The sequence below is a fragment of the Roseateles saccharophilus genome (assembly GCF_004342485.1).
In the GTDB taxonomy this organism is placed as follows: domain Bacteria; phylum Pseudomonadota; class Gammaproteobacteria; order Burkholderiales; family Burkholderiaceae_C; genus Pelomonas; species Pelomonas saccharophila.
This window is the reverse complement of the sequence record NZ_SMBU01000023.1, coordinates 24,021-45,620: the sequence shown is the minus strand read 5'-3', so window position 1 is coordinate 45,620 and position 21,600 is coordinate 24,021. Positions and strand designations below refer to the sequence as shown.

Here is a 21,600-nt window from a genome sequence, read left to right as displayed (position 1 = left end):
GCGCACCGTCCGCCGGCTAAAGTGCCGGCATGAACACACCCTCCACCCCGCAGCTCGCCGGCCACAAGCTGGTCGAGGCGCTGATTGCCCAGGGCGTCGACACCGCGTTCGGCGTTCCCGGTGAAAGCTACCTGGCCGTCCTCGACGGCTTCCATGCATATGCGGACAAGATCCGCTTCGTCGCCTGCCGCCAGGAGGGCGGTGCGGCCTTCATGGCCGAGGCCCAGGGCAAGCTGATCGGCCGGCCCGGCATCTGCTTCGTGACCCGCGGGCCGGGTGCGACGAACGCGAGCATCGGCCTGCACACGGCCTTCCAGGACAGCACGCCGATGATCCTCTTCATCGGCCAGGTCGCCAGCGACCAGCGCGACCGCGAGGCCTTTCAGGAGGTCGACTACCGCCAGATGTTCGGCCCCGGCACGCTGGGCATGGCCAAGTGGGTCGGCGAGGTGCACGACGCCGAGCGTCTGCCCGAGTACGTGGCACGCGCCTTCCACACCGCCATGCAGGGCCGCCCCGGTCCGGTCGTGCTGGTGCTGCCCGAGGACATGCTGACGAAGCCGATCACGGCGCCCCTCGTCGCACCCGCGCGCGTGGCCGAGGCCGCGCCGACGCCGGCGGCGCTGGCCGAGGTCGCCGAGCGCCTGGCCGCGGCGAAGAAGCCCCTCGTCATCGCCGGTGGCGGCGGCTGGACGCCCGAAGCCACGACCGCGCTGCAGCGCTTTGCCGAGGCCTGGCAACTGCCCGTCGGCTGCGCCTTCCGCTTCCAGGATCTGTTCGACAACGCGCATCCGAACTATGCCGGCGACGTGGGCATCGGCATCAATCCGAAGCTGGCCGCGCGCGTGAAGGAGGCCGACCTCATCCTCGCCATCGGCCCGCGACTGGGCGAGATGACGACGGGCGGCTACACGCTGTTGCAGGCGCCGCGGCCCGCGCAGCAGCTCGTCCACATCCATGCCGGTGCCGAGGAGCTGGGCCGCGTCTACACGGCCGAGCTGCTGGTCAACGCGAGCATGAGCCAGGCCGCGCCGGCCCTGGCCCGGCTCGTGCCGCCGGCCGACATCGCCTGGCGCGACTGGACGGCCGCCGCCAACGCCGACTACCGCGCCAACCTCGTGCCCACGCCGGTGAGCCCGCTGGACATGGCCGAGGTCATCCGCCTGCTCGACGCCAAGCTGCCCGAGGGCACGATCTTCACGAACGGCGCCGGCAACTACAGCGGCTGGCTGCACCGCTTCCACCGCTACACGGGCCTGCAGCGCTTCGGCAAGACCCAGCTCGCGCCGACCTCGGGTGCGATGGGCTATGGCCTGCCGGCCGCGGTCGCGGCGGCGCTGCTGCAGCAGGACCGCTGGGTCGTCAACATCGCCGGCGACGGCGACTTCCTGATGAACGGCCAGGAGCTGGCCACGGCCACCGGCTATGGCGCGAAGAAGCTGCTCGTCGTCGTCGTCGACAACGGCACCTACGGCACAATCCGCATGCACCAGGAGCGCGAGTACCCGGGCCGCGTTTCGGGCAGCGATCTGTTCAACCCCGACTTCGCCCAACTGGCCGAGGCTTATGGGTTCGCGGCGTTCAAGGCCGAGAGCACGAGCCAGGTCGGCCCGGCGCTGGACGCGGCGATCGCGGCGGGCCGGCCGGCCCTGCTGCATCTGCGCCTGTCCAGCGACGTGAGCACCTCGCGCTCGACCTTGACGGCCATCCGCGAGGCCGCTCAGAAGAGGGCTGGCCATGCTTGAACTCCAGCTGCGCGGCGAGTTCATCGAACTCGACAAACTCCTCAAGGCCACGGGCCTCGCCGACAGCGGCGGCCAGGCGCGGGCCCTCATCGCGGCCGGCGAGGTCAGGGTGGACGGCCAGGTCGAGTTGCGCAAGACGGCCAAGATGCGGGCCGGCCAGGTCGTTGAATTCGGCGGCCAGCGCGTGCGCGTGGTGGCCGCAGCCTGAAGGAGTTGCCGTGATGACGTTCTCCACCTGCGATCTCTGCGACGCCCACAAGGCCGACGACAGCGGCGCCTTGCGCGTGTTGCCCGGCGGCGCGCTGGCCAGCTTCGGCGGCCTGGCCCGCTTTGCCGGGCCGGTGGCCACGGTGCTCTGCCTGGACGACAACAGTCGCGTGAAGGAGGCCGTCGAGAGCCCAGGCCAGGGCCGCGTGCTGGTTGTCGATGGCGGCGGCTCGCGCCGGCGCGCGCTGCTGGGCGGCAACCTGGCCGCGGCGGCGGCGAGGAACGGCTGGGCCGGCATCGTCATCGACGGCTGCGTGCGCGATGTGGCCGAACTCGCGGCGGCCCAGGTCGGCATCCTGGCGCTGGCGGCCATGCCGCTGCCGACCGACCGCAAGGGCCAGGGCCTCGCGGACGTCGCGGTGCGCGTCCGCGGTGTGGATGTGCGGCCGGGCGACTGGCTCTATGCCGATGCCGACGGCGTCGTCATCAGCGCAGCGGCTCCGGCAGACGATCCAGCCCGCCCGCGTTGATCGCGACGCGCGCCTGCTCGCGCACCTTGGGCTTGGCGTGATGGGCCACGCTCAGGCCGGCCGCGCCCATCATCGGCAGGTCGTTGGCGCCGCCGGCGATTTCCAGCTCATTGCTGCGTACGAAGTCCATGCCCAGCTCGGCGGCGGCGAGGCGCGTGAAGAAGGTGAAGCCGCAGGAGACGATCGCCTTGCCTCAGCGGCAGCGGATACCAAGGTGAGGGTGCGGAAGCTGGCCCGAGCCCCTCGCTTCGGCGCGGCAGCCGACGCAGAATCGACCGATGAACGCCGTTCTGCGCGCCCGCTTGCTGGCCTGGTTGCTGGGTGGTCTCCTTCTCGGCGCCAGGGCCGATGTGCGCGTTGTCACCTCGGTCTACGAACCCTACCGCATCGGACCCGAGAGCGGCTTGGTCGTCGAGGCCTTTCTGGCCGCCTGCCGGGCCGCAGGGCTGGAGGCCCCGAGGATCGAGATGATGCCGTCGGAGCGTGCCCGCCGGACATTCGAGGCCGACCCCGGCGTCATCCTGATCGACAGCGACACCAGCATGAACACCATGGCCGGGCGGGTGCATTACGCCATGCTGAAGCAATGGCCCTACCAGGTTTCGCTGTACTACCTGAAGGCGAGTTTTGCGCCCGGCGGCATCGTCGGCGTCAAGGATGTGGCCGGCAAGCAGATGGGCTACTACCGGGGCGACCAGGCCACGCTCAGGTACTTCGAGGAATTGGGCGCATCCATGGTGTCGCTGGACCCGCAGTCCCGGCTCTTCCCGATGCTGCTGAAGGGGCGCATCGACGTGATGGTGTCGGACGACCTGACCGCAGACTGGGAGCTGACCCGGCTGGATCCGCGCTGGCATGAGCGCATCGCGGCCTTCGGCCCCTTCCATTCGGGTCATGCGGGGCCGGTCTATCACCTGGGCGCGCCAGAGGTCGCAGCATTCCTGGCGCGTTATCAGGACGGCTATCGCCGGATCGAAGCCGACGGCAGTCTGCAGACCATCCTGGCTCGGTATCAGCGCGGGCGCCAGCCCTAGCCTCGCGTCGCCAAGGGCCTGATCAGCGGCTCCTGCCGGCAGTGCGTGAACCATTTGCCCCGGCACGCTATCCGGCTCAAACGCGGGATGCGGGTCCGGCTCGGTGAGAGCGACAGGCTCAAGCCGTGAACACTTCCAGCAGACGGTCCAGGCCGCCCTCGTTGATCGCGACGCGCGCCTGCTCGCGCACCTTGGGCTTGGCGTGATAGGCCACGCTCAGGCCGGCCGCACTCATCATCGGCAGGTCGTTGGCGCCGTCGCCCACTGCGATGGCCTGGTCGGGCGCGCAGCCGATGGCCGCGCAGCATTCCAGCAGCATGCGGCGCTTCTCGGCGCCGTCGCAGATGTCGCCCCAGTCCTGCATCGCGACGCGGCCGGTGAGGGCGCCGTCCGCGATCTCCAGTTCGTTGCTGCGCACGAAGTCCATGCCGAGCTCGGCGGCGACGAAGCGCGTGAAGAAGGTGAAGCCGCCGGAGACGAGCACCAGCTTCAGGCCCGCGGTCTTCAACGCCGCGCAGAGTTCGCGCGCGCCGGGGTTGAACGTCAGCCGCTCGGCCAGCACGCGGTCCAGCACGGTGGCGGGCACGCCGGCCAGGATGGCGAGGCGCCGGCGCAGGCTGTCCTTGAAGTCGGTGATCTCGCCGCGCATCGCGGCCTCGGTGATGGCGGCGACCTCCTGGCCTTTGCCGGCCAGTGCCGCGATCTCGTCGATGCACTCGATGCCGATCAGCGTCGAGTCCATGTCGAAGGCGGCGAGCTTGAAATGGGACAGCGGCGGCAGTGCGGGGCCGTCGCGCAGCACGAGGCCGGCGGCCTGGGGAGAGGGGGGCGTGGACATGGGCTGGATTATCCCGATCAGCTCTTCACGGGCTGCCCCAGCAGCCTCAGCACCTCGCGCACGGCCTGGGCGCGGTCCTGCGGGCTGGAGAGCGCCTTCTCCACGCGCAGCTTCTCGTTGCCCACCAGCTTGATGTTGCGGTTCTTCTGCACCAGCTCGATGACGCGCATCGGGTCGATGGGCGGGTTGGGGCGGAAGTTGATGTTGATGATGCTGGGCGCCGCGTCCACCTTGATGACGCCGAAGGGCCGGGCCAGCACGCGCAGGCGGTGCAGGTCGAAGAGGTTCTGGCCCTGGGAAGGCAGCTTGCCGAAGCGGTCGGTGATCTCTTCCAGCATGGTGTCGATCTGCTCGGGCTTCTCGGCCGTGGCCAGGCGCTTGTAGAGCGAGAGCCGCACCTGCACGTCGCCGCAGTAGGCGTCGGGCAGCAGGGCGGGGGCGTGCAGATTGATCTCGGTATTGGTCGAGAAGGCACCGGTGGGTGACAGCAGGTCGGGCTCGCGGCCGCTCTTCAGCGCGCGCACGGCCTCGGCCAGCATGTCGTTGTAGAGCTGGAAGCCCACCTCCATCATGTTGCCGCTCTGGTTGTCGCCCAGCACCTCGCCGGCGCCGCGGATCTCCAGGTCGTGCATGGCCAGGTAGAAGCCCGAGCCCAGTTCCTCCATCGCCTGGATCGCGTCCAGGCGCTGCGTGGCCTGCTTGGTCAGGCCCTGCAGGTCCGGCACCATCAGATAGGCATAGGCCTGGTGGTGGCTGCGGCCGACGCGGCCGCGGAGCTGGTGCAGCTGCGCCAGGCCGAACTTGTCGGCGCGGCTGATGACGATGGTGTTGGCGCTCGGCACGTCGATGCCGGTCTCGATGATGGTGGAGCACAGCAGCAGGTTGTGCTTGCCGGCGACGAACTCGCGCATCACGCGCTCCAGCTCGCGCTCGGGCATCTGGCCGTGGGCGACGACGATGCGCGCCTCGGGCAGCAGCTCCTCCAGCTTCTGGCGCCGGTTCTCGATGGTCTCGACCTCGTTGTGCAGGAAGTAGACCTGGCCGCCGCGCTTGAGCTCGCGCAGCACGGCCTCGCGGATGGTGCCGCTGCTCTCGGCGCGCACGAAGGTCTTGATGGCCAGGCGGCGCTGCGGTGCGGTGGCGATGACGGACAGGTCGCGCAGGCCTTCGAGTGCCATGCCCAGCGTGCGCGGGATGGGCGTAGCCGTCAGCGTCAGCACGTCCACCTCGGCGCGCATGGCCTTCATCGCCTCCTTGTGGCGCACGCCGAAGCGGTGTTCCTCGTCGATGACGAGCAGGCCCAGGCGGTTGAACTTGACCTCGGCAGACAGCAGCTTGTGCGTGCCGACGACGATGTCGATGGACCCGTCGGCGATGCCCTCCATCGCGGCCTTGATCTCCTTGGCCGAGCGGAAGCGGCTCATCTCCGCGACCTTGACCGGCCAGGCGCCGAAGCGGTCGGCGATGTTCTGGTAGTGCTGCTCGGCCAGCAGCGTGGTGGGCGCGAGGATGGCGACCTGCTTGCCGCCCATCACCGCGACGAAGGCCGCGCGCAGTGCCACCTCGGTCTTGCCGAAACCCACGTCGCCGCAGACCAGGCGGTCCATGGGCTTGGGAGAAATCATGTCCTGGATGACCGCGTGGATGGCGGCACGCTGGTCCGGCGTCTCCTCGAAGCCGAAGCTCGCGGCAAAGGCCTCGTAGTCGTGGCCGGAGTAGCGGAAGGCATGGCCCTCGCGGGCGGCGCGGCGGGCATAGAGGTTGAGCAGCTCGGCCGCGGTGTCGCGCACCTGCTCGGCGGCCTTGCGCTTGGCCTTCTCCCACTGGCCGGAGCCGAGCTTGTGCAGCGGGGCTTCCTCGGGGCTCACGCCGGTGTAGCGGCCGATCAGGTGCAGCTGCGCGACCGGCACATAGAGCGTGGCCTTGTCGGCGTATTCCAGGTGCAGGAACTCGCTCTTCTGGCCCTCTTCCCCAGATACAGCGAGGTCGATGTTGACCAGGCCCTGGTAGCGCCCGATGCCGTGGTTGATGTGCACTACGGGATCGCCCACCTTCAGCTCGGACAGGTCCTTGATCAGCGCATTGACGTCGCTGACCTGCTCCTGCTTGCGGCGCCGGCGCGTGGTGGGCGTCGTCGCGAACAGCTCGGTCTCGGTGATGAGCTGAAGCGGCCTTTCGGCGTCGTTCCAGAAGAAGCCCTCGGCCAGCGGTGCGGCGGTGATGGCGTACTTTTCGTCACTCGCCCAGAACTCGGCCAGGCTCGCAACCGAAGGCGGGTCGATCTTGTGATCGCGCAACTGCTCCAGCAGGCTCTCGCGCCGGCCTTCGCTCTCGGCCAGCAGCAGCACGCGGTGGGGTGTGGTGTCGAGGTGGGCCTCCAGGCGCGCCAGCGGCTCCTGCGCGCCGCGCTCGACGCTGACGTCGGGCAGCGGCCGGGCGAAGTCCACAGGCTCGGCGCCGCGCACGGACAGCACCGCGTGCGGCTTGGTCAGGCCGAAGAAGTCCTCGGTGGTCAGGAAGATCTCGGCCGGCGGCAGGATGGGCCGCTCGGGGTCGTGCTGCAGGAAGCGGTGGCGTTCCTTGGTGTCGGTCCAGAAGCGCTGGATGGCCTCGTCGACCTCGCCGTGCAGGGCCAGCCCCGCCTCGGCGCCGAGATAGTCGAACACGCTCGCCGTCTGCTCGAAGAAGATCGGCAGGTAGTACTCGATGCCGCCCGACGCGATGCCTTCGCCGATGTCGCGGTACAGGCGCGACTTGGTCGGGTCGCCGTCCATCTTCTCGCGCCAGCGGTTGCGGAAGGCCTTGCGCGCCGCCTCGTCCATCGGGAACTCGCGGCCCGGCAGCAGGCGCACGTCGGGCACGGGGTAGAGGCTGCGCTGGCTGTCGGGGTCGAAGACGCGGATGGAGTCCACCTCGTCGCCGAACAGGTCCACGCGGTAGGGCACGTTGGAGCCCATCGGGAAGAGGTCGATCAGGCCGCCGCGCACCGCGTACTCGCCGGGCTGCACGACCTGGCTGACGTGGGTGTAGCCGGCCAGAGTCAATTGCGCGCGCAGCGAGGCCTCGTCCAGCCGTTGCTTCTGCTTGAAACTGAAGGTCGTGGCGGCCAGGAAGCTCGGCGGCGCCAGCCGCACCAGCGCCGTGGAGGCCGGCATCAACACGACGTCGATGCTGCGGCTCTTCTTCGCCTGCAGCAGCTCCCACAGCGTTGCCAGCCGTTCCGAGATCAGGTCCTGGTGCGGGCTGAAGCTGTCGTAGGGCAGGGTCTCCCAGTCGGGGAAGACGGCGATCTTCAGCTCCGGCGCGAAGAACTTCAGCTCGTCCTCGAGCCGCTGCGTGTCGCCCGGCTCGGCGGTGAAGATGGCCGCCAGGCGGCCGGCGTCGCGCTGCTGCTGCACGAAGCGCGCGAGCAGCAGGGCGTCGGCCGAGCCGAGGGGGCGGGGGTGGGTGAACTTCTTGCCCGGTTGAATGAGCGGCAGCAGCGACATCGGGGACCTACAAACGACGACAGCCCCGGAGCGGGGCTTGGCCGGGATTTTAGGGAGGGCATGTCCTTTGGCTGTCAGTGGGGCGATGGCTAGCATGCGCGTCTTCCAAACCGGAGACCCCATGCGCCGTCGTCACGCCCTCAGCCTGCTCGCGACCTCGATCTCACTGAGCCTGCCCGCCTGGGCCGCTCCCACTGAAAGCCAGCGCTTCCACCAGTGGCTGGACGCCCAGTGGGAGCTGACGCTGAAGCGCCAGCCCATCCTGGCCACTTCGCTGGGCGATCCGCGCTACAACGACCGCCTCGTCGACACGACCACGGCCGCCTACCGTGCCCAGGCCAGGCGCGAGACCCGGCAGCAGCTCAAGGGTCTGGCAGGCTTCCACAAGGACAGGCTAGCTCCCAAGGACCGGGTCTCCTACAGCATCCTGAAGCTCGACCTCGAGCAGGACCTGGCCGGCGAGCGCTTCCCGGACTGGATGCAGCCCATCAGCCAGATCGGCGGCCTGCCGAGCTTTCTCGCGCAGATGGGCACGGGCGAATCCATCCAGCCCTTCCGCACCACCAAAGACTACGACGACTGGCTGAAGCGCCTGGCCCTGGCCGTGCCCACCTTCGACGGCACCATCGCCAACATGCGCGACGGCCTCAAGGCCGGCGTGACCCAGCCCCGGGCCGTCATGGAGAAGGTGCTGCCCCAGCTGCAGGCCCTGGCCGTGACCGATCCCGAGAAGAGCCTGTTCTGGGGCCCGATCAAGAGCTTCCCCGACGCCGTGCCGGCCGCGGACCGCGAGCGCGTCACGGCCGCGATGCGCAAGCTGCTGTCGACGAAGGTGCTGCCCGCCTACGCCCGCCTGCTGGCCTTCGTGCGCGACGAGTACACGCCCAAGGCGCGCGCGAGCACGGCCTGGTCTGACCTGCCCGACGGCAAGGCCTGGTACGCCTACCGTGTGCAGCAGTCCACCACCTTGGACCTGACGCCCGACCGGATCCACGAGATCGGCCTGAAGGAGGTCGCGCGCATCCTGGGCGAGATGGAGGGCGTGCGCAAGCAGGTCGGCTTCCAGGGCGACCTGCACGCCTTCTTCAAATACCTGCAGGACGACCCCAAGTTCTATTTCACGAAGCCGGAAGACCTGCTGGCCGGCTACCGCGAGCTGCAGAAGAAGATCAACGGCCTGACTCCCAAGCTCTTCGACATCCAGCCCAAGGCGGATTACCAGGTCAAGGAGGTCGAGGCTTTCCGCGCCGAGAGCGCGGCGGGCGCGTCCTACGAGGAGGCGGCGGCCGACGGCTCGCGGCCCGGCGTGTTCTACGTCAACACCTTCAACCTGAAGGCCCAGCCCATCTACGGCATGGAGACGCTGTCGCTGCACGAGGCCTCGCCCGGCCACCACTTCCAGATCTCCATCGCGCAGGAAGACCAGAGCCTGCCCAAGTTCCGCCGCTTCGGCAGCCACTACACGGCCTATGTCGAAGGCTGGGCGCTGTACTCGGAGAGCATCGGCAAGGAGCTCGGCATGTTCACCGACCCCTACCAGTGGTACGGGCGCCTCTCGGACGAGCAGCTGCGCGCGATGCGCCTGGTGGTGGACACCGGCCTGCACGCCAAGGGCTGGACGCGCGAGCAGGCCATCAAATACATGCTGGACAACTCGTCCATGGTGGAGAGCGACGTCGTCTCCGAGGTCGAGCGCTACATCGTCTGGCCCGGCCAGGCCCTGGGCTACAAGATCGGCCAGCTGGAAATCACCCGGCTGCGCCGCGAGGCCGAGGCGGCGCTGGGCGACAGCTTCGACGTGAAGGGCTTCCACCGCGTCGTGCTGACGGCCGGCCAGGTGCCGCTGCCGGTGCTGCGCGAGCTGGTGATGGCCTGGGTGGCACAGCGCAAGGCCGGTTGAGCCAACGGCCGTCGGCCGGCGCTGCAGCCTGTCAGCGCCGTCGTGCAGGCCGTCACGGCGGCCTCGCGGCGGGGCAGGGCGGCTCCTAAGCTGAGCATCGACTCAAGCTTCAGGAGATCGCGATGAGCAAACGCAACAGCCTCTTGGGCCTGGCCCTGGTGCTGGCCCTGTCGGCCGCCCAGGCCGGCGGCGACAAGGACTTCAGCATCGGCATCGAGAGCCACGGTCGCACCGAGGCCGCCGACGTCGGCCTGCCCGTGTACGCGGGCGCCACGCCCTTCCAGGAGAACGACGGCGACAAGGCCGCGGTCACGCTGGGCGCCTGGGCCGGCAGGTTCGGCCTGCGCGTGAATGCGATGAAGTTCAGCACGGCGGCGCCGACCGGGGAGGTGGCCGCCTTCTACGCCAAGGCGCTGGGCCGCTATGGCGAGGTGCTGGATTGCCGCGAGCCGGCCGCGCGCGTCAAGCCGCCCAAGGATTCCGACAAGCTGAGCTGCGAGTCCAGCGCGCCCCGGCCCGGCGAGTTCGAATACCGCGTCGGCACGGCCAGGAACTTCCGCGTCGTCAGCGTGAAGCGCGAAGGCGAGCTCACCCGCTTCGACATGGCGCGCATCGACCTGCGTTTCTGACGGCGGAATGCCGCCGGTGGCGGCCGGATTGCCACCTGCTGCGGCGGAAATTCGCCGATCCGATCGGCCTGTGTGTCGCGCCTTCCTTGGGTGCGGCCGCGCACAGACTTGGCACGCAAGCTGCTCATGCTGGGGCACACCACTCCAGGAGACAGCAGACATGTCCGCGATCTACCCCCCGGCCTCGACCCGCCCATCGACCGGCGCCGACCCCATCGAGTTCAAGCGCGTCAAGGCCATCTTCGTCGGCTCCATCGGCAACCTCGTCGAGTGGTACGACTTCTACTGCTACGCGGCCTTCTCGCTGTACTTCTCGTCGGCCTTCTTCCCGTCCAGCGATCCGGTGGCCCAGTCCATGTCCACCGCAGCCATCTTCGCGCTGGGCTTCTTCGTGCGGCCCATCGGTGGCCTGCTGTTCGGCTATATCGGCGACCGCCACGGCCGGCGCCTCGCGCTGATGGCCTCGGTGCTGCTGATGTGCGGCGGCTCGCTGCTGATCGCCTGCTCGCCCACCTATGCGACGGTGGGTGTCTGGTCGCCGGCCATCCTGCTCGTCGCGCGGCTGCTGCAGGGCCTGAGCCTGGGCGGCGAGTACGGCTCCAGCGCGACCTATCTGTCCGAGATGGCCACGTCCCGGCATCGCGGCTTCTATTCCAGCTTCCAGTACGTGACGCTGATCGGCGGCCAGCTGACGGCCCTCGTCGTGCTGCTGGTGCTGCAGAACTTCGTGCTCGACACGGCCGAGCTCAAGGCCTGGGGCTGGCGCATCCCCTTCTTCATCGGCGCGCTGCTGGCCATCGTGGCGCTCATCATGCGGTCCGACTTGCCCGAGACCCAGGCCTTCAAGGCCGAGAAGCAGCGCAACCAGGACCGCATGGGCGGCTTCAAGCTGCTGCTGCAGCATCCGCGCGAATGCCTCATCGTCATCGGCCTGACGATGGGCGGCACGCTGGCCTTCTACGTCTATACGACGTATATGCAGAAGTTCCTGAAGCTGTCGGTGGGCCTGACGGACGCGCAGACCACCGCCGTGGCCGCCGCCAGCCTCGTGTTCGCCGCGCTGCTGCAGCCCCTCTACGGCGCGCTGTCGGACCGCATCGGCCGCAAGCCGCTGCTGCTGGGCTTCGCCATCCTGGGCACGCTGTTCACGGTGCCGCTGCTGACGGCCATCCGCCATGCGCAAGGGCCCTGGGAGGCCTTCGGCCTGATCGCCTGCGCCTGGCTCATCGTCAGCGGCTACACCTCCATCAACGCCGTCGTGAAGGCCGAGCTCTTCCCGGCCTCCATCCGCGCCACCGGCGTCGGCGTGCCCTATGCGATCGCCGTGTCGGTGTTCGGCGGCAGCGCCGAGTACATCGCGCTGTGGTTCAAGCAGCGGGGCATGGAGAGCGGCTTCTATTGGTACGCTAGCGCGGTGATCGCCTGCTCGATGCTCGTCTACCTGCTGATGCGCGACACGCGCCGGCATTCCAGGATCGATGCGGAAACTTCTGCGCACTGATCGCCTCAGGCCCAGCCGCTGGCAACGCAGCCTGACGCTGCTGCTGCTGGCGCTGCTGGGCGGCACGGCCGTCGCTTACGCCGCCTGGCGGCTGTCGCTGGACCTGGCGCTGGCCCAGACCCAGGGCGACGCCCAGCGACATCTGCGCTTCGTCGCCCACGAGCTGACCGGCACGCTGGACAAGTACGAGGCCCTGCCCCAGGTGCTGGCCCGCCACCCGGCGCTGGCCGGCCTGCTGGCCGAGCCGGCCTCCAGGGCCCGCGCCGCCGAGGTCGATGCGCTGCTCGAGGGCGTGGCCCGCGACGCCGCCGCGGCGGCCATCTTCCTGATCGATGCGCGCGGCCTGACGCTGGCCTCCAGCAACTGGCGCGAGCCGCAGACCTTCGTCGGCCAGAACTACGCCTACCGGCCCTATTTCCGCGACGCGATGGCCAGCGGCGGCGGTCATTTCTACGCCCGCGGCTCCACCACCGGCACGCCGGGCTATTTCATTGCCCACCGCCTCGCCGGCCCGGACGCGGGCGTCGTCGTGCTGAAGGTCTCGCTGGACGAGATGGAGGCCAACTGGGCGCGCAGCGCGGCCGAACTGATGCTGGCCGATGCGCGCGGCGTGGTCTTCCTGGCCAGCCGGCCGGAGTGGAAGTACCGCACGCTTCAGCCGCTGATCACGGCCGTGCGCACCGAGCTGCACGACACCCAGCAATACGGCGACCTGCCGCTGCAGCCCCTGCAGCGCGAATCCTCCGGGGCCATGGGCGAGCTGCGCGTCGAGCGCATCGCCACCGCGTCGGCGCGGCTGCGCGCCCTCGTCACCGAGCAGGCCGTCGAGGGGCGCGGCTGGACGCTGCTGTCCTTCACCGAGATCCGCGGCGCCGAGCAGATCGCCGCCGGCCGCGCCTGGGCGGCGGCGCTGGGCTGGGTGTCGCTGCTGCTGCTGCTGGCCTATCTGCAGCTGCGCCGCCGCCGCGCCAGCGAGCGGGCGGCCGCTCAGGGCGAACTGCGCGCCGCCTACGACAGCCTGGAGGAGCGCATCGCCGCGCGCACGCAGGAGCTGCAGGCCCGCGTGGACGAGCTGCACCGCACCGAGCGCACGCTGCGCGCGACGCAGGACGAGCTCGTGCAGGCCGGCAAGCTGGCCGTGCTCGGGCAGATGGCCGCCAGCATCACGCACGAGATCAACCAGCCGCTGGCGGCCTTGCGCGCGCTGAACGACAACGCCCGCGTCTTCCTGGAGCGCGGCATGCAGGCCGATGCCGAGGGCAATCTCGAAGCCATCGACGGCCTCACGCAGCGCATCGCCGCCATCGTGGCCCAGCTCAAGGGCTTTGCGCGCCGCGACGAGCTGCGTGTGCAGCCGGTGCCGGTGGCGGCGGCCTTCCAGTCGGCCGTGGCCCTCGTCAGCGCCGAGGCGCGCCGGCAGCGCGTGCGGCTGGACTGCCCGGCCGTGCCCGAAGGCCTGGCCGTGCTGGGCCAGCAGGTTCGCGTCGAGCAGGTGCTCGTGAACCTGCTGCGCAACGGCATCGATGCGAGTGCCGAGAAGGGCAGCGGCACGGTCACGCTGCAGGCCGAGGTCGATGGCGGCCAGGCCCTGCTGCGCGTCACCGACGATGGCCCCGGCCTCGGCGACGAGGTGCTGGCGCGCCTGTTCGAGCCCTTCTTCACGACCAAGCGCCGCGGCGATGGCCTGGGTCTGGGCCTGTCCATCTCGGCCTCCATCGCCAATGCGCTGGGCGGCTCGCTGCAGGGCGGCAACCGCGAGCAGGGCGGCGCCTGGTTCACGCTGCGCCTGCCGCTCGCCTGACAATTCCTTCATGGCCTGGAACGAACCCACCGATGTGCTGCTCGTCGAGGACGACGGGCATGTGCGCCTGGCCACGACGCAGAGCCTGCGGCTCGCCGGCCTGAACACCGAGGGCGTCGACTCGGCCGAGGCGGCGCGCGCCTGGCTGCAGCCCGGCTTTGCCGGCGTCGTCGTCTGCGACGTGCAGCTGCCCGGCGACAGCGGCCTGCAGCTGCTGCACGCGCTGCGCGAGCAGGACCCCGAGCTGCCCGTCATCCTCGTCACCGGCCACGGCGACATCGGCATGGCCGTGGAGGCCATGCGCGACGGCGCCTGGGACTTCATCGAGAAACCCTTCTCGGCCGAGCACCTCGTCGAGGTCGTGCGCCGCGCGCTGGCGCAGCGTCGCCTAGTGCTGGAGAACCGCCGCCTGAAGGCGCAGTTGGGTGGCGGGCCGGCCGACGGCCTGCTCGGCGCTAGCGTCGCGATGGAGCAACTGCGCACGCTGATCCACACGCTGGGCCCGGCGCGCGTGGACGTGCTCATCCACGGCGAGACCGGCGCCGGCAAGGAGGTCGTCGCGCGGGCCCTGCATGCGGCCAGCGGCGCGCGCGGCGCCTTCGTCGCCATCAACTGCGGCGCGCTGCCCGAGAGCGTGTTCGAGTCGGAGATCTTCGGCGCCGAGGCCGGCGCCTATACGGGCGCCAGCAGGCGCCGCATCGGCAAGCTGGAGTTCGCGGGCGACGGCACGGTCTTCCTCGACGAGATCGAGTCCATGCCGCTGGCCCTGCAGGTCAAGATGCTGCGTGTGCTGCAGGAGCGCAGCGTCGAGCGCCTGGGCTCCAACACGGCCGTGCCGCTGGCCTGCCGCATCGTCGCGGCGACCAAGGTCGACCTGCTCGAACTGGCCCGCGAAGGGCGCTTCCGCGAGGACCTGTTCTACCGCCTGGACGTGGCCAGCATCGCGCTGCCGCCGCTGCGCCAGCGCCGCGAGGACATCCCGCTGCTGCTGAGCCATTTCTGCGCCCAGGCCGCCGAGCGCCTGCAGCGCCCGGTGCCGGCCTGGACCGCCGCCCAGCTCGCCGCCTGGCAGGCGCGCGACTGGCCGGGCAATGTGCGCGAGCTGCGCAATTTCGCCGAGCGCTGGGTGCTGGGCCTCGTGTCCGAGGCGCCGGCGCCCGGGCTGCCCACGCCCGCCGGACCCGCGGCCCTGCCGCAGGCGCCGCTGGACGAAGCACTCGCGGCCGTCGAACGCCAGTGGATCGTGCAGGCCCTGCTGGAGAGCGGCGGCAACATCGCTCGCGCCGGCGAGCGCCTGGGCCTGGCGCGCAAGACCCTGCACGACCGCATCCGCCGCCTGGGGCTGGATGCCGACGCCTACCGCGCGGGCTGAAGGCTCAGCCGGCGTCCTTGCCGCCGTCCAGCAGCGCGTCGCGCAGATGCGCGTCGGCCGGCGCGTCGCCGAACCAGATGCGCAGCACCAGCGAGAAGAACTCGTCGTCGCCCACGGGCTCGCCCTGGGGCTGGCCCTGGATGTAGAACTGCGTGCCCTTGCCGGGCACGAAGTCCATCGCGAAGCTGTCGCCGGCCATCAGCTTGGGCTTGCCGGAGAAGATCTCGATGAGGCGGGTGGTGGCCAGCGTGTGGCGGGTCAGCTGCTGGCTGGGCGTGTTGTCGCTGATGCCGCGCAGGAAGAGCCGGCCCAGCTCGGTGCCCTGCAGCTCGCGCAGGGCCGTGAACTGCAGGCGCTTGGGGCCGGGCAGGGCCAGCAGCTCGGCTGCGCTGCCAACGTGCCGGGCCGTGTAGAGCCCCATGTCATAGGCCTTGAACACGAGGCGGATGCGCGTGCCCTTGCCGTTGAGCTGCAGCGTGCTGCCGCCGAGCTGGACGGTGGGCTCGAACCTGCTGACCGTGGTGGCAGCGCCGGCTTGCAGGCACAGCAGGGTGCCGGTGATCAGGGCGGCCAGGCGGGCGCGCGCGGCCAGCGTCTGAAGCTGAGTCATGTCTCCTCCGATGGAATCTCTTCTCGCTCGGCCCGGGTGGCCGGTGCGGCGAGCGGATTCTGCCGGCGGAACCGCGCGTACCCGTCTCTGGATCAGGCGTGAATCCTCACGACCCGCGTCGGCCGGCCCACGGCCTCGCGGGCGCGCAGCTGGCCGCAGCCGCCGTCCACGTCCTGGCCCGCCGAGTCGCGCAGTTTGGTCAGCACGCCGCGGGCGCTCAGTTCGGCCGCGATGGCGCGGGCACGCTCCCAGCTAGGGCGCCGGAAGGGCAGGCCTTCGGCCGCGTTGAAGGGGATCATGTTCAGCAGGCCGTAGCGGCCCTTGAGCAGACGAACAATGCCGTCCAGCTCCTCGGGGCCGTCGTTGACGCCGTCCAGCAGCGTCCACTGGTATTGCACGGGGTAGCCGCTGGCTCGGGCATAGGCGTCGGCGGCCTCGACGAGGTCCTCGGGCGCGAGCCGCGGCGCGCGCGGCAGCAGGTCCGCGCGCTTGGCGGCGTCGGTCGTGTGCAGCGACAGCGCCAGCGCCGGCTTCACCTCGGCCGCGTGCAGCGCGGCGAAGGCGCGCTCGTCGCCGACGGTGGAGAACACCAGCTGCTTGTGCGCGAAGCCGCCTTCGCGGCCCAGCAGCGTGATCGCGTCCAGCACATTGGCGAGGTTGTGCGAGGGCTCGCCCATGCCCATGAAGACGACCTTCTTCAGCTTCGCGTTCTTGCGCCGCGCAAGCACCACCTGGGCCGCGATCTCGGCGCTGCCGACCTGGCGGATCAGGCCGTCCACGCCCGTCATGCAGAAGCGGCAGCCGACCGCGCAACCCACCTGGCTGGACACGCAGACGCCGTCGCGCGGCAGCAGCACGGTCTCCACGGTCTGGCCGTCGCCAAGGCCCAGCAGCAGCCGGGCCGACAGGCCGTCGCTGCCGGCGTGCTCGCTCCTGAGCGCCAGCAGCCCGTCCAGCTCGGCCAGCAGGCCGGGCAGGGCGTCCATGACCGCCCTGGGCAGCCAGCCCTGCAGCGGTTGCCGGCCGGCGTCCAGCGGCAGGCATTGCAGCCAGTGGCGCAGCACGCGGCTTTCGTGGGCGGGGTTGGCGCCGAGCGCGCGCAGGCGCTGGCGGAGGTCGGGGATCAGCATGGAGGCGAGGATTGTCCCCGACGCGATGCCGCCGCAGCGGCGCGCGGACTATGCTGGTCCGACAACTTCCAGCAGGAGACATCATGGCCAAGCCCGCCCATATCGGTGCCGAAGAATGGCAGGCCCGCTGCGACCTCGCCGCCCTCTACCGCCTGGCCGCGCTGCACGGCTGGGACGACCTGATCTTCACCCACATCTCGGCGCGCGTGCCCGGGCCCGAGCACCACTTCCTGATCAACCCCTACGGGATGATGTTCGAGGAGATCACGGCCAGCAGCCTCGTGAAGGTGGACCGCGCGGGCGAGAAGGTCGGGCCCAGTGACTACAGCGTCAACCCTGCCGGCTTCATCATCCACAGCGCCGTGCACGAGGCGCGGGAGGACGCACGCTTCGTGATGCATCTGCACACGGTGGCCGGCGTCGCGGTCAGCGCCCAGCAGCAGGGGCTGCTGCCGCTGTCCCAGCACAGCCTGTTCCCGCTGGCCTCGCTCAGCTATCACGACTACGAGGGCGTCGCGCTCAACCCCGAGGAGAAGTCGCGCCTCGTGCGCGATCTGGGCCACACGGCGCTGATGATCCTGCGCAACCACGGCCTGCTGACGCTGGGCTACAGCGCGGCCGACACCTTCCTGAAGATGTTCATGCTGCAGCGCGCCTGCGAGATCCAGATCGGCGCCCAGGCCGGCGGCGGCGAGCTAATCCGCATCCCGGCGCCCATCCTCGCCGGCATCCGCGCGCAGAGCGAGAAGGTCATGCGCGGCTCGGGCGCCGAACTGGCCTGGCCGGGCCTGCTGCGGCGCCTCGCGCGCCAGAACCCCGGGCACGACGGCTGAAATCGCTTGCGACAATGCCGGGATGATCCTTCGAGAGAGGCCGTCGGGCCTGAAGCTTTTCTTCGTGCTGCGCGGCTCCATCCTGGCGCGCATCCGCGGCGCGTTGCTGGCCAATGTGCTGCTGGCCGTGGTGGTGACGGTGGCGCACCGCGCGCTGGATGACCACCGCGCCGTCCTCGTCTCCACCATCCCGTTCACGCTGATGGGCCTGCCGCTGGCCATCTTCCTGGGCTTTCGCAACAGCGCCTGCTACGACCGCTTCTGGGAGGCGCGCAAGCTCTGGGGCGAGCTGCTGCTGCGCGCCCGCAACCTCGCGCGGCAGATGCTGTACCTCGTCGACGCGCCCGCGCCGCCGGCAGACCCGCGTGACCTCGGCGACCTGCGCGTGCGCGTCGTGCTGCGGGCCGTGGCCTTCTGCGTCACGCTGAAGGCGCTGCTGCGCGACCGGCCCGGCGACGAAGCCGGCCTGGACGGCCTGCTGCAGCCGGCCGAGCGTGCCGGCCTGGCCGCTGTGCGCAACCGCCCCGCGGCGCTGATGATGGCCATGGGCGCCGACCTGGCCCGCTGCCGCCGCGACGGCCAGCTCGACAGCCAGCGCGCCGTGCAGATCGACACCACGCTGTCCGCGCTGACCGCCGCCGCCGCGAGTTGCGAGCGCATCAAGAACACGCCGCTGCCCTTCTCCTACACGCTGCTGCTGCACCGCACGGCCTATCTCTACTGCTTCCTGCTGCCCTTCGGCCTGGTGGACACGCTGGGCCTGGTGACGCCGTTCGTCGTCGCCATCGTGGCCTACACCTTCTTCGGCCTGGATGCTTTAGGCGACGAGATCGAGGAGCCCTTCGGCATCCAGGCCAACGACCTGGCGCTGGACGCCATCTGCCGCGGCATCGAGATCGACCTGCGCCAGGCGCTGGGCGACGCCAACCCGCCGCCCGCGCTGGAACCGGTGGACTTTCTGCTGCTCTGACCGATGAAGACCGATCCGCGCTGCTTCGCCCTCGTCCCCGCCGCCGGCATCGGCGAGCGCTCGGGTGCTGGCATCCCCAAGCAATACGTCGAGATCGCCGGCCGGCCGATGCTGGCCCACACGCTGGCTGCGCTGACGGCCGTGCCGCGCATCGAGCAGGTGCTGGTCGTGCTGTCGCCGGCCGACGACCGCTTCGAGCAGGCCTTGCCCGGTCATGCCGGCTGGGTCGCCCGCGTCGGCGGCGCCAGCCGCGCGGAAAGCGTGCTCGGCGGCCTGGCCGAGCTGCGCCGCCGCGGTGCGCTCGATGAGGACTGGGTGCTGGTGCACGACGCCGCGCGCTGCCTGCTGCGGCCCGAGTGGGTGGATGCGCTGATCGCCGCCTGCCTGCCCGACGCCGTCGGCGGCCTGCTGGCCCAGCCTATCGCCGACACGCTGAAGGCCGGCGACGCTGACGGCCGCGTGAGCGCCACCATCGACCGCCGCGACAAATGGGCCGCGCAGACGCCGCAGATGTTCCGCCTCGGCCTCGTCGAGCGCGCGCTGCAGGCCATGGGCGCCGCGGCCACCGACGAGGCCAGCGCCGTCGAGGCCCTGGGCCTGGCGCCTCAGCTCGTGCGTGCGTCGATGGCCAACTTCAAGGTGACGTGGCCGGAAGACTTCGCGTTGGCGGAGCGGCTGCTGGCGGGCTGAAGGGCCGCCTCACCACGTCGGCCCCAGCAGCAGATACGCCGCCGTGTCGCCGCCACGCGTCGAGCCCAGCGCCAGGAAGAACGGCCCGAAGCGCGTGTCCACGCTGAGGAAGCCGCTGGCGGCCTGCTTCCAGCCGCTGCTGGGCAGGTTGGACAGCTTCAGGCCCGAGCCCGCGCCGATGGCGCCGCTCTCCAGCGAGAAGCCGACGCGCACCGCGCCGCCCAGGCCCACCGGCATCTCGCCGATGCGCCGGGCCATCACCACGCGCAGCAGCACCATGTTCTCGCCGACGAGGGACGCGTCCGGTGTGCCCGACAGGCGCAGATAGCCGCCCAGCGAGCGCGCCTGGCCGTTGCCGGCATGGGCGGCCTCGCCATAGAGCTGGCCGGCCCATTCGCCGAGGCGGAAGGCGCCCAGGCCGAGCAGCGAGGCGTTGACGACGCGTGCCTCGCCGCGCGGCTTCAGCCATTCGATGCGTGCCGTCATCCACTGGCCGCGGCTGGGGAAGGCCAGCGAGTCCAGCGTGTCGGTGTGCAGCTCCAGGTATTGCTGGCTGTAGATGCGCGACTCCCGGCCGCCCGTGGGTGGCGCGGGCAGGATGACTTCGTCGGCCGCGCGCAGCTTGCCCACACCCAGGCGCAGGTCGCCCAGGCCGGCGATGCGGCGGCCGAGTTCGAGCTGGGCGTCGGTCAGGCTGCTGGACAGGCGCAGCGCGCGCTGGCCCTGGTTGAAGACATCGTTGCTGCCGGCCTCGTAGCCGAGCCGGGCGGCGGCGAACCAGCGTGAGCCTGGGCCCAGCGGCTGGTAGAACTCGGTGCTGAGGCCGCGCGTGGAGCCGATGCGGGCGATGGAGCGCAGCTCGGCGCCCCAGCTGTTGAGCCAGTCGGCGACATGCATGCCGACCAGGGAGTAGCGGTTGGCGTCGGCGAAGTTGCTGTAGAACTCCAGGCCGAAGCGCAGCTTGCTGGCGGCCCAGTCGGCCTCGGTGAGCTTGAACTGCACGTCGCGGCGGCCGTCGCGGTCGTCGATGGACAGCTCGATGCGGTCGAGGTCGCCGGTGCCGTCCAGCTGCTCGACGGCGCGGTTCAGCTCGGCGCGACCGACCGGGTCGCCCGGCCGCAGGCCCAGCTCGGCCTTCAGCGCCTCGGGGTTGAGGCGGCGCGTGCCCTCGATCTTCAGTTCGGCCAGCGGCAGGGCCTGCAGCGCGGATTCGGGCGGCGCGAGGCGCCGGGCCTGCAGCGCGGCCTGCGCCGCGGGGGCGGCCAGGGGTTGCAGCCGGGCCACGGCGGCCAGGGCCGCGCGCCGGCCGGTGGCGATGGCCTCGTCGGCGCGGGAGAAGTCCATGAAGCCCATGCCGGGCAAGTCGGGGTCGATGACGATGTCCTGCGGGCGCAGCTCGCGCAGCGAGCGCTGCACGTTCTGCTCGGTCAGGATCTGCAGCATCTGGTTGGCCACCGTGACGGCGCTGGTGATCTCGCGGTCTTCCAGCAGCGGCGTGCCGACGTTGACGGCGATGATGACGTCGGCGCCCAGCGCGCGCGCCAGATCGATGGGCAGGTTGCGCACCAGGCCGCCGTCCACCAGCGGCCGGCCGTTCACGCGCAGCGGCGCGAACACGCCGGGCACGGCCATCGACGCGCGCAGGGCCTGGAACAGGGGCGTGTCGGCCTGGTCCAGCATCGCGCCGGAGAGCAGGTCGGTGGCGACGGCGCGGAAGGGGATGGGCAGCTTGCGCAGCGGCTCCTCGGCGCGCAGCGCGGGCAGCAGGGAGGCCAGCGTCGCCTCCAGCTGGCCGTTGGCCGCGGCCCCGCTGGGCAGCATGGCGCCGCGCTCCAGGTTGAAGCCGAACTCGATGCGCGAGGGCAGTCGCTCGTCGTCCTCGCGGCGGCGGATGGACAGGCGGTCGCGCGCCGGCCGGTCGGCCAGGATGGCATTCCAGTTGGCGCGCTTCACCAGCGCCTCCAGCTCGTCGACGCTGCGCCCGGACGCGTAGGCCCCGCCGACGACGGCGCCCATGCTGGTGCCGACGATGAGGTCCACCGGCACCTTGAGCTCCTCCAGCACGCGCAGCACGCCGATATGGGCCAGGCCGCGGGCACCGCCGCCGGAAAGCACCAGGCCGATCCGCGGGCGCGGCGGCCCCGGTTCGGCGGGCTGGGCGTGGAGGAGCTGGCAGAACACCAGCAAGGCGGTGAGGGCGAGGCGTTTCATGGCGGGGCGCACCTTAGCAGCTACGGGCCGAGCGCCGGGCCTGCCATAGGCCAGAGGCCCATGTCCTTCCGTAGGCACAAGCAGTCCGCAGGGACTACTTGTGTCCGACTC

Annotated in this window: 17 protein-coding genes and 1 pseudogene; 12 read left to right on the top strand and 6 right to left on the bottom strand. The window is 70.7% G+C overall.

The window, feature by feature from the left end:
• The first annotated feature begins 29 nt into the window (after positions 1-29).
• From EV671_RS17440 to rraA, 3 genes are read left to right on the top strand one after another with little or no spacing between them, the layout of a single operon-like run.
• On the top strand, positions 30-1,745 hold the full coding sequence (locus EV671_RS17440) for a thiamine pyrophosphate-binding protein (RefSeq protein ID WP_132574051.1): 1,716 nt from the start codon (positions 30-32) through the stop codon (positions 1,743-1,745).
• Positions 1,732-1,953, top strand: coding sequence for an RNA-binding S4 domain-containing protein (locus EV671_RS17435; protein ID WP_132574049.1), 222 nt, complete (start codon positions 1,732-1,734; stop codon positions 1,951-1,953). Before EV671_RS17440 ends, EV671_RS17435 begins: the two co-directional genes overlap by 14 nt.
• Before the next feature lie 13 nt (positions 1,954-1,966).
• On the top strand, positions 1,967-2,482 hold the full coding sequence (gene rraA / locus EV671_RS17430) for a ribonuclease E activity regulator RraA (protein ID WP_132574047.1): 516 nt from the start codon (positions 1,967-1,969) through the stop codon (positions 2,480-2,482).
• On the opposite strand, the pseudogene EV671_RS17425 reads toward rraA, so the two are convergent.
• A pseudogene (locus EV671_RS17425) lies at positions 2,439-2,666 on the bottom strand (phosphoserine phosphatase SerB); the annotation flags it as partial. The gene rraA and the pseudogene EV671_RS17425 overlap by 44 nt on opposite strands.
• A 94-nt stretch (positions 2,667-2,760) precedes the next feature.
• Between EV671_RS17425 and EV671_RS17420 the strand changes: the two are divergent.
• Positions 2,761-3,516 carry a substrate-binding periplasmic protein gene (locus EV671_RS17420; RefSeq protein ID WP_132574045.1) on the top strand — a complete coding sequence of 252 codons (756 nt, stop codon included), beginning with the start codon at positions 2,761-2,763 and terminating at the stop codon, positions 3,514-3,516.
• A 118-nt stretch (positions 3,517-3,634) separates the two neighbouring features.
• On the opposite strand, the gene serB is transcribed toward EV671_RS17420, so the two are convergent.
• Both serB and mfd read right to left on the bottom strand, forming a co-directional pair.
• Positions 3,635-4,354: a phosphoserine phosphatase SerB gene (serB, locus tag EV671_RS17415; protein WP_132574043.1), complete on the bottom strand. Its 720-nt coding sequence runs from the start codon at positions 4,352-4,354 to the stop codon at positions 3,635-3,637.
• A 17-nt stretch (positions 4,355-4,371) separates the two neighbouring features.
• Positions 4,372-7,842, bottom strand: coding sequence for a transcription-repair coupling factor (mfd, locus tag EV671_RS17410; protein WP_132574041.1), 3,471 nt, complete (start codon positions 7,840-7,842; stop codon positions 4,372-4,374).
• Between the two features lie 121 nt (positions 7,843-7,963).
• On the opposite strand from mfd, the gene EV671_RS17405 reads away from it, so the two are divergent.
• The 5 genes from EV671_RS17405 to EV671_RS17385 all read left to right on the top strand — a co-directional run bounded on the left by EV671_RS17405 (position 7,964) and on the right by EV671_RS17385 (position 15,045).
• Positions 7,964-9,742, top strand: coding sequence for a DUF885 domain-containing protein (locus EV671_RS17405; protein WP_165917626.1), 1,779 nt, complete (start codon positions 7,964-7,966; stop codon positions 9,740-9,742).
• A 122-nt stretch (positions 9,743-9,864) separates the two neighbouring features.
• Positions 9,865-10,371, top strand: coding sequence for a hypothetical protein (locus tag EV671_RS17400; protein WP_132574037.1), 507 nt, complete (start codon positions 9,865-9,867; stop codon positions 10,369-10,371).
• 160 nt (positions 10,372-10,531) lie between these two features.
• The gene (locus EV671_RS17395) at positions 10,532-11,872 is read left to right on the top strand and encodes an MFS transporter (RefSeq protein ID WP_132574035.1); all 1,341 of its coding nucleotides are present in this window, start codon (positions 10,532-10,534) and stop codon (positions 11,870-11,872) included.
• Positions 11,850-13,673: an ATP-binding protein gene (locus EV671_RS17390; RefSeq protein ID WP_132574033.1), complete on the top strand. Its 1,824-nt coding sequence runs from the start codon at positions 11,850-11,852 to the stop codon at positions 13,671-13,673. Before EV671_RS17395 ends, EV671_RS17390 begins: the two co-directional genes overlap by 23 nt.
• A 10-nt stretch (positions 13,674-13,683) precedes the next feature.
• Positions 13,684-15,045, top strand: a complete 1,362-nt coding sequence (locus tag EV671_RS17385) for a sigma-54-dependent transcriptional regulator (RefSeq protein ID WP_132574031.1) — start codon at positions 13,684-13,686, stop codon at positions 15,043-15,045.
• Between the two features lie 4 nt (positions 15,046-15,049).
• Here EV671_RS17385 and EV671_RS17380 read toward each other — a convergent pair whose 3' ends face one another.
• Both EV671_RS17380 and EV671_RS17375 read right to left on the bottom strand, forming a co-directional pair.
• On the bottom strand, positions 15,050-15,655 hold the full coding sequence (locus EV671_RS17380; protein WP_132574029.1) for a chalcone isomerase family protein: 606 nt from the start codon (positions 15,653-15,655) through the stop codon (positions 15,050-15,052).
• 92 nt (positions 15,656-15,747) lie between these two features.
• The gene (locus EV671_RS17375; RefSeq protein WP_132574027.1) at positions 15,748-16,785 is read right to left on the bottom strand and encodes an RNA methyltransferase; all 1,038 of its coding nucleotides are present in this window, start codon (positions 16,783-16,785) and stop codon (positions 15,748-15,750) included.
• An 83-nt stretch (positions 16,786-16,868) separates the two neighbouring features.
• On the opposite strand from EV671_RS17375, the gene EV671_RS17370 reads away from it, so the two are divergent.
• The 3 genes from EV671_RS17370 to ispD are packed head-to-tail and all read left to right on the top strand — an operon-like array spanning position 16,869 to position 19,278.
• Positions 16,869-17,618 carry a class II aldolase/adducin family protein gene (locus EV671_RS17370; protein WP_132574025.1) on the top strand — a complete coding sequence of 250 codons (750 nt, stop codon included), beginning with the start codon at positions 16,869-16,871 and terminating at the stop codon, positions 17,616-17,618.
• Positions 17,619-17,640: 22 nt separating this feature from the next.
• Positions 17,641-18,588, top strand: coding sequence for a bestrophin family protein (locus tag EV671_RS17365; RefSeq protein ID WP_132574023.1), 948 nt, complete (start codon positions 17,641-17,643; stop codon positions 18,586-18,588).
• A 3-nt stretch (positions 18,589-18,591) separates the two neighbouring features.
• Positions 18,592-19,278, top strand: coding sequence for a 2-C-methyl-D-erythritol 4-phosphate cytidylyltransferase (gene ispD / locus EV671_RS17360; protein WP_132574021.1), 687 nt, complete (start codon positions 18,592-18,594; stop codon positions 19,276-19,278).
• Between the two features lie 9 nt (positions 19,279-19,287).
• Here the strand turns inward: ispD and EV671_RS17355 are convergent, their stop codons facing one another.
• The gene (locus EV671_RS17355) at positions 19,288-21,489 is read right to left on the bottom strand and encodes a patatin-like phospholipase family protein (RefSeq protein WP_132574019.1); all 2,202 of its coding nucleotides are present in this window, start codon (positions 21,487-21,489) and stop codon (positions 19,288-19,290) included.
• Positions 21,490-21,600: the final 111 nt, after the last annotated feature.